Annotated in this window: 8 protein-coding genes; 4 read left to right on the forward strand and 4 right to left on the reverse strand. The window is 70.7% G+C overall.

What is annotated here, in order from left to right:
- The 4 genes from ACFVH0_RS33710 to zapE form a co-directional block, all read right to left on the reverse strand.
- On the reverse strand, positions 1-850 hold an 850-nt coding region (locus ACFVH0_RS33710; RefSeq protein WP_385826471.1), incomplete at its 3' end, for an FAD-dependent oxidoreductase.
- Between the two features lie 310 nt (positions 851-1,160).
- Positions 1,161-2,528 carry an alkaline phosphatase PhoX gene (locus tag ACFVH0_RS33715; RefSeq protein WP_385826473.1) on the reverse strand — a complete coding sequence of 456 codons (1,368 nt, stop codon included), beginning with the start codon at positions 2,526-2,528 and terminating at the stop codon, positions 1,161-1,163.
- Between the two features lie 158 nt (positions 2,529-2,686).
- Positions 2,687-3,112 (reverse strand): OsmC family protein, encoded by a 426-nt coding sequence (locus tag ACFVH0_RS33720; RefSeq protein ID WP_385826475.1) that lies wholly within the window; start codon positions 3,110-3,112, stop codon positions 2,687-2,689.
- Between the two features lie 83 nt (positions 3,113-3,195).
- Positions 3,196-4,287 (reverse strand): cell division protein ZapE, encoded by a 1,092-nt coding sequence (zapE, locus tag ACFVH0_RS33725; RefSeq protein WP_385826477.1) that lies wholly within the window; start codon positions 4,285-4,287, stop codon positions 3,196-3,198.
- Positions 4,288-4,324: 37 nt separating this feature from the next.
- Between zapE and ACFVH0_RS33730 the strand changes: the two genes are divergently transcribed.
- The 4 genes from ACFVH0_RS33730 (at position 4,325) to msrB (ending at position 7,562) form a co-directional block, all read left to right on the forward strand.
- Positions 4,325-5,089: a pyrimidine reductase family protein gene (locus ACFVH0_RS33730; protein ID WP_385826479.1), complete on the forward strand. Its 765-nt coding sequence runs from the start codon at positions 4,325-4,327 to the stop codon at positions 5,087-5,089.
- A 149-nt stretch (positions 5,090-5,238) separates the two neighbouring features.
- A complete protein-coding gene (locus tag ACFVH0_RS33735) occupies positions 5,239-5,691 on the forward strand; it encodes an indole-3-glycerol phosphate synthase (RefSeq protein WP_385826481.1) in 453 nt (150 codons plus the stop codon).
- A 59-nt stretch (positions 5,692-5,750) separates the two neighbouring features.
- Positions 5,751-7,145 carry a UDP-N-acetylmuramate--L-alanine ligase gene (gene murC, locus ACFVH0_RS33740; RefSeq protein WP_385826482.1) on the forward strand — a complete coding sequence of 465 codons (1,395 nt, stop codon included), beginning with the start codon at positions 5,751-5,753 and terminating at the stop codon, positions 7,143-7,145.
- A gap of 9 nt (positions 7,146-7,154) precedes the next feature.
- Positions 7,155-7,562, forward strand: a complete 408-nt coding sequence (gene msrB / locus ACFVH0_RS33745) for a peptide-methionine (R)-S-oxide reductase MsrB (RefSeq protein ID WP_124721182.1) — start codon at positions 7,155-7,157, stop codon at positions 7,560-7,562.
- Positions 7,563-7,663 lie beyond the last annotated feature (101 nt).

The raw sequence follows: 7,663 nt of genomic DNA on the forward strand, positions 1-7,663 counted from the left end.
CCCATTCCAGCGTCATGTTGGCGGCGTCGAACTCGCCGGAGTTCTTGATGTGGTCCCAGATGCCGTGGATGACCGCCCACAGCTCGTCACGGATGGCATCGTTGTCATGCACCGTGTCCAGCTCACCGCCGAACTCGATCCACCAGTACGCGCAGCCGTTGTCACCGGACTTGATGATGCGCCGCTGCGGGATGGAGGTCTCGGCGATGTTCTTGGCGAAGGACGGCGGCACGTACTTGACCGGGTGCCCGGCGTCCTTGGTGTAGAAGAGCAGGGTCGATCCCAGCGTGATGCGATCGGCCTCCTCGGGTGCCCAAGCCTCGTCGTACTCGGCGCGCGACTCCCGGCCGATGCGGTGCCGGGCACCCGCCAGGTGGCCGATCAGACCGTCCCCCGAACAGTCCAGGAACATCTCGCTCTCGAAGCGGATGTGCCGCTCGGAGCCCATCATCCACCCGGTGACGGCGGTGATGTGCCGGGCGTCCTCGGGCCCCTGGGCGTCCACTTCCCTGACGTCGGTGTTGAGGTAGAGCGTGATCCCGGGCTCGGCCCGGACCGCGTCCAGCACGACCGTGTCCCAGTAGTACGGATTTCCGTCCGGGTTGCGGAACTGGTTCTCGACGAAGAGCTCGCCCATGATGCCGCCCTCGCGGGCGTTGTGGTTGTTGCCGTGCGCGGTGGCGCCGACGACCCAGACCCGGACCTCGCTGCTGGAATTCCCGCCGAGAACCGGCCGGTTGTTGATGAGTGCCACGGTACGGCCCAGCCGGGCGGCGGCTATCGCCGCACACACACCGGCCAGTCCGCCGCCGACGACGGTGATGTCGTGCCGTGCGGTTTCGCGCCTCATTGTTCACGTCCCATCGGGGTTGGTTTCGAGGCTGTGGAAAACATGCGGTGCACCGGCGAGCACAAGGCGTTCTTCCGTCCCGGCCGGTGCGGCAGGTCCCGCGGAGGCACGCGGAACCAGGCGGGAGCCTATCTCCACGAACGGCGTCCCGCCGCAGCTTCCTCGATCAACATCCGTCGTCCCGCGGGCCGTTCGTCCGGCCCTCCCGCCCGCTGTTCCGCTGTGCGGAACGCGGACCCCGGTCCGGGCGGCGCGAAGGGGGCGGACACCGGCTGCCCGCCCCCTCCGACACCTTTGGTGGATCAGTACGTCAGTGCCACGGTCCCGTCACCGCGAACGTGGTTCCCGGCGTGTAGCAGTTCACGAACATCGTCCCGCCGTCCGGCGAGAACGTGACCCCGGCGAACTCTCCCCACTCCGGTTCCTGAGGTGTCCCGATGTTCTGCCGGCCCCGCGCCATCGCGTACACCTCGCCGCGCCGCGTCAGCCCGAACACATGCTGTGCGCCGCCGCCGTCCTCGCACACCATCAGCCCGCCGTCGGCGGCGAGACAGATGTTGTCCGGGGACTCGCCCGGCAACTGCACGTCGGTGCCGGGGCCGAAGACGATCACGAGGGTGAGGCGGCGCCGCTTCGGCTCGTACCGCCAGACCTGGCCGTAGTGGTCGGCGGCCGACCCCTCCGCGCTGTGCGCGAAGCTGGAGACGAAGTAGACCGAGGAGCCGCCCCAGTAGCAGCCCTCCAGTTTCTGCGCGTGGGTGATGCCCTTCGGGCCGAAGTCCTGGAACCGGATCGGTGTCCCGGCCGCCAGCGGATCGGGGACCGGAACCCACTCGATGCCCTCGAAGCTCGCACCGGTCTCCTGGACCACGGAGAGGTCGGGGACGCCCGGCACCCGCATGGCCTCCAGATGGCCGCCGGCCCGCAGCGAGCCCGTACCGCCGAGCGGCTTGTTCGGCAGGAAGCGGTAGAAGAGCCCGAACGGCTTCTCGAACGCGTCCTCCGTCTCGTAGACGATCCCGCTCTTCGGGTCGATCGCGATGGCCTCGTGCTGGAAGCGGCCCATCGCGGTGAGCGGCACTGCCCCGGTGCGGTGCGGATCGGCACCGTCCACCTCGAAGATGAAGCCGTGGTCCTTGGTGTAGCCGTTGGTGCCGGCTCTGTCCTCGGTCTCCTCGCAGGTCAGCCAGGTGTTCCAGGGGGTGCGGCCACCCGCGCAGTTCACCGCCGTACCGGCGATGGCGACGCGTTCACCGAGGACGTTGTTGCGGCCGTCCAGCTCCAGGGCCGTACAGCCGCCCTTGCCCATCGGGTCGTAGGTGAGGCCTTCGACGACCGGGACCGGACGCTTCGCGGTGGCGCGGTTCTCGTGGTTGCGGACCAGGCGGACGTGGCCGTGGCGGCCCGCGAAGGCGGCCATGCCGTCGTGGTTGCCGGGGACCTGGCCCTCGCCGGAGCGGAGCGGGTCGCCCTCCCGGGACAGCACCCGGTAGCGGAAGCCTCCGGGAAGGTCGAGCAGTCCGTCGGGGTCGGGCACCAGCGGGCCGTACCCGCTGTGTCCCCGGGCGGCCGCGGTGCCCGCGAAGAGTTCGGAGAACGCTCCGGTGAAGGCGACGGAGGCGATGGCCGCGCCGCTGCCGGCCAGGACCTGACGGCGGGTGGCGGCGGGTCGCGACATTTCTGCGGTCGGTCGTGACGTCTCTGATGACATGGGGCAACTCCCTGCTGGCGGACAGGAGAAGTGACCCGCATGTGTGTACCACGCGTACAGCCGCGCGGGAACCATGCGGGTCACTGTGCCGCAGGTGTGTCCCGGGCCGGGAGTGGCCCCTGTGGTCAGGCCAGCGAGGCGGAGAGCGTGATCGTCGTGCCGGTCAGCGCCTGGCTGACCGGGCAGTTCGCCTTGGCGTCCTCGGCGGCCTTGACGAAGTCCGCCTCGTCGATGCCGGGCACCACACCCTGGACGGTGATGTGGATGCCGGTGATGCCGGTGCCGGGCTGGAGGGTGACGTCGGCCGTGGTGGTCAGCTGGGTCGACGGGGTGCCGGCCGAGGCCAGCCCGTGGGCCAGCGCCATCGAGAAGCAGCTGGAGTGGGCCGCCGCGATGAGCTCCTCGGGAGAGGTCTTGCCGTTCGCCTTCTCCGCGCGGGACGGCCAGGAGACGTCGAATTCGCCGATGCCGGAGGAGTCGAAGGTGACGACACCCTTGCCCTCGATCAGGTTGCCTTCCCAGACCGTGTGGGCCTGGCGGGTGGTAGCCATGCTGGATCCCTTCAAACGGTGTGCGCGGTCGCTACGGGAGCCCCGGGGCGCCCGGGGGCGCTTCGGGTGGTACGCCCCCGAACCTACTGCGCCACCAGCCCCTTCGCGTCACGCGCCAGCGCCGTCAGCCGGGAGATCGCCCGGAAGTACTTCTTCCGGTACCCGCCGTTCAGCATCTCTTCGCTGAACAGCCGGTCGAACGGCAGCCCGGAGGCGAGCACCGGGACCTCCCGGTCGTACAGCCGGTCGGCGAGGACGACGAGCCGCAGCGCGGTCGACTGGTCGGGGACCGGCTGGACCTCGGTGAGGCAGACCGCCCGCAGGCCGTCCGTCAGCGCGCCGTAGCGGCTCGGGTGGACCCGGGCGAGATGGTCGAGCAGCGAGGGGAAGTCGTCCAGGCTGGCCCCCTCGGTGGCGTACGCCGCCCTGGTGACCTGCTCCTCGGAGTACGGTGCGGGCGCCTCGGGCAGCCCCCGGTGGCGGTAGTCCTCGCCGTCGATCCGCAGCGGGCGGAAGTGCGCGGACAGCCCCTGGATCTCCCGCAGGAAGTCCGCCGCGGCGAACCGGCCCTCGCCGAGCTTGCCGGGCAGCGTGTTGGAGGTGGCGGCGAGCGCGACCCCCGCCTCCACCAGCCGGCTCAGCAGCGACGACACCAGCACGGTGTCGCCCGGGTCGTCCAGCTCGAACTCGTCGATGCACAGCAGCCGGTGCCCGCTCAGCGTCTGCACGGTCTGCTGGAAGCCCAGCGCGCCGACCAGGTTCGTCAGCTCGACGAAGGTGCCGAACGCCTTCAGCGACGGGGCGGCGGGGGTGGCGTGCCAGAGGGAGGCCAGCAGATGGGTCTTGCCGACGCCGTAGCCGCCGTCGAGGTAGACCCCGAGGGGTGCCGACGGAGCGGCGGGCTTCCTGCTGAACCACTTGCGCTTGCCCGAGCCGCTGGCGTGCGCCCCGCCGAGCCCGGCCGCGAAGCCGCTCAGGACCTGGACCGCCTCGGTCTGGCTCGGCTGGTTCGGGTCCGGGACGTACGTATCGAAGCGCACGGAGTCGAAGCGAGGCGGCGGCACCATCTCGGCGACCAGCCGGTCGGCGGGAACGCGGGGCTCCAGTGCGCAGAGGGACAGGGGGGCCGTTTCGGCTATGGGGCTCTGCCCCGGCAGGGCTGTGGAGGACGACACAACTCTCAACCTTAAGCGCCGTGCCAGACTGCACGACATGCGACGCCTCTTCCCTGTGACCGACCTGACACCGGCCGACGACGAGGGGGAGTGGAGTCTGGACGCCCTGGCCGACGCCTACGCCTACCCCGAGCAGGACGGCCCCTGGCTGCGCGCCAACATGGTTTCGACGCTCGACGGGGCCGCCCAGCACGACGGCCGCTCGCAGCCGATCTCCTGCGAGAGCGACATGCGGATCTTCGGCACCCTGCGCGGTCTGGCGGACGTGGTCCTCGCCGGAGCGGAGACGGTACGCCTGGAGGGCTACCGCCCGGCCAGGGCCCGTGAGGCGTTCGCCGCCCGCCGGGCCGCGGCCGGGCAGGGGCCCGCCCCGGCGATCGCCGTGGTGAGCGGCAGTCTGGACCTCGACTTCTCGTTGCCGCTCTTCACCGAGCCGCTCGTCCCGACCCTCGTACTGACCGGCGCAGGGGCCCCGCCCGGCCGGATCGAGGAGGCGCGCCGGGCGGGCGCCGAGGTGGTGACCGCGGGGGAGGGCTCCCGGGTGGATCCCGCCAGGGCCGTGCGGGAGCTGGCGGACCGCGGGTTCAAGCGGCTGCTGACCGAGGGCGGCCCCAGGATGCTGGGCCAGTTCGTGGCCGCCGGGGTGCTGGACGAGCTCTGTCTGACCCTCTCGCCGATGATGACCGCCGGGGGCGCGCAGCGGATCGCGGGCGGCCCCTCGGTGGCTGTGCCGGAACGATTCGCCCTGGCATCGATGCTGGAAGAGGCCGGGTTCCTCTTCACTCGGTACCGTCGGAGCTGACATTCAGCGGAATTTGCCGTTCCGGTTAGCTTCCGGTGGGCACAATTACTCTCGCAGACCCCGTGCGAGCACGGGGAAGGATGGTTTCAGCAGTGATCGGCGACGGTCACTGAAGCAGAAGGGCGCCCGTGGTGTTCACCAGCGTTTTGATGATCGAGAAGCCTCTCACCTCCGAGGACGTCGAGTTCGTCACCACCCTGCACGGGGAGGAGCAGATCTCCTTCGTCGTGCTCATGCAGCCGCGCGGTGACCAGGCCGATGTGCTGCTGCGGGCGATCGACGACCTGGCGATGGGCGAACTCAAGGAAGCCGCCAGGGAGAGCGAGGAGCCGGAGGGCGAGAACGCCAGACGACCCGCCGAACTCGCGCTCGAAGTGTCACTGGAGGCGCTGCGGCAGGCCGGCTCCGAAGCGGTCGGACAGGTGATCGAGGACCACCCGCTGGACAAGCTGAAGTCCGTGGTCGACGACGCGGAGGCGGACGAGGTCATCGTGCTGACCGCGCCGCACTACGTCGAGGAGTTCTTCCACCGCGACTGGGCGTCCAGGGCCCGTCACAAGGTCGGCGTACCGGTGCTCAAGCTCTTCGCGCACAGCGAATAGGCTGGGCGGGCACCTCGTACCGACTGCGGTACCCGCATCGACCTCTGGGAGACACACGCATGGCACCCGGTATTCCTGCCGCCATGGAACGGCCGCACTTCATCGGCATCGGCGGCGCCGGAATGTCGGGCATCGCGAAGATCCTCGCCCAGCGCGGCGCCAAGGTCGCGGGCAGCGACGCCAAGGAGTCGGGTACCGCCGAGGCACTGCGGGCGCTGGGGGCGACCGTCCACATCGGGCACGCCGCCGGACATCTGGCGGACGACGCCTCGTGCGTCGTCGTCTCCAGCGCAATCCGCGCCGACAACCCGGAGCTGCTGCGCGCCGCCGAGCTGTCGGTCCCCGTCGTGCACCGCTCCGACGCGCTCGCCTCGCTCATGGGCGGGCTGCGTGCCCTCGCGGTGGCCGGTACGCACGGCAAGACGACCACCACGTCGATGCTGGCCGTCGCCCTGACCGAGCTGAACCTCGACCCCTCGTACGCCATCGGCGGCGACCTCGCCGGCCCCGGCACCAACGCCGCGCACGGCGAGGGACCGATCTTCGTCGCCGAGGCGGACGAGAGCGACCGCAGCTTCCAGAAGTACGACCCCGAGGTCGCGATCGTCCTCAACGTCGAGCTGGACCACCACGCGAACTACGCCTCGATGGACGAGATCCACGAGTCGTTCGAGGCGTTCGCCGGCAAGATCGTCCCCGGCGGCACCCTGGTGATCTCCGCCGACCAGGCCGGCGCCGTCGAGCTGACGGAGCGGGTCCGGTCCCTCCCCTCGCTGAACGTCGTCACCTACGGCGAGGCCGAGGCCGCCGACGTACGCGTCCACAAGATCACCCCGCGCGGACTGACCAGCGAGGTCACGGTCGTCCTGAACGGGAAGTTCCTCACGTTCACGGTCTCCGTGCCCGGCCGTCACTACGCCCTCAACGCCGTCGCGGCCCTCGCCGCCGGTGTCGCCCTCGGCGTCCCGGCGCACAACCTGGCCTCGGCCCTCGGCAAGTACACCGGGGTCAAGCGCCGCCTCCAGCTCAAGGGCGAGGTGGCGGGCGTGCAGGTCATCGACTCGTACGCGCACCACCCCACCGAGATGACCGCGGACCTCGAAGCGATGCGCGGCGCCGTGTCGGACGCCCGTCTCCTGGTCGTCTTCCAGCCCCACCTCTTCTCCCGCACCCAGGAACTCGGCACCGAGATGGGCCAGGCCCTCGCGCTGGCCGACGCCTCCGTGGTGCTGGACATCTACCCGGCCCGCGAGGACCCGATCCCCGGCATCACCAGCGACCTGATCATCGACGCCGCACGGGCCGCGGGCGCCGACGTCACCGCCGTCCACGACAAGGCCGCGGTTCCCGGGGTCGTCGCGGGAATGGCGAAGCCCGGCGATCTCGTTCTCACCATGGGAGCGGGCGACGTCACCGACCTCGGCCCGCAGATCCTGGACCACCTGTCGAGCTGAGGGAGCGACGTGTCGTACGACATCGAGAAGCCGGACGAGCAGTGGCGGGCGGAGCTGACCCCGGCCGAGTACGCGGTCCTGCGCCAGGCCGGCACCGAACCCGCCTTCGTCGGCGAGTACACCGACACCAAGACCACGGGCGTCTACTCCTGCCGCGCCTGTGGCGCCGACCTGTTCCGCTCGGACACCAAGTTCGAGTCGCACTGCGGCTGGCCGTCCTTCTACGACCCGAAGGACAGTGACGCGGTCGAACTGATCCAGGACCGCAGCCACGGCATGGTCCGCACCGAGGTCCGCTGCGCACGCTGCGGATCGCACCTCGGCCATGTCTTCGAGGGCGAGGGCTACCCGACCCCCACGGACCAGCGGTACTGCATCAACTCGATCTCGCTGCGGCTGGCCCCGGACGAGGGCTGAGACAGGCAGGACGCGGCGGGGGGGGGGGGGCCCCCGGCGGGGGGGCCCCCCCCCCCCCCCGCGGGCGAAAAACACGCCACCGCCAGGCGCCCCAGACCCCC

The sequence above is a fragment of the Streptomyces sp. NPDC127117 genome, from assembly GCF_042677325.1.
In the GTDB taxonomy this organism is placed as follows: Bacteria; Actinomycetota; Actinomycetes; order Streptomycetales; family Streptomycetaceae; genus Streptomyces.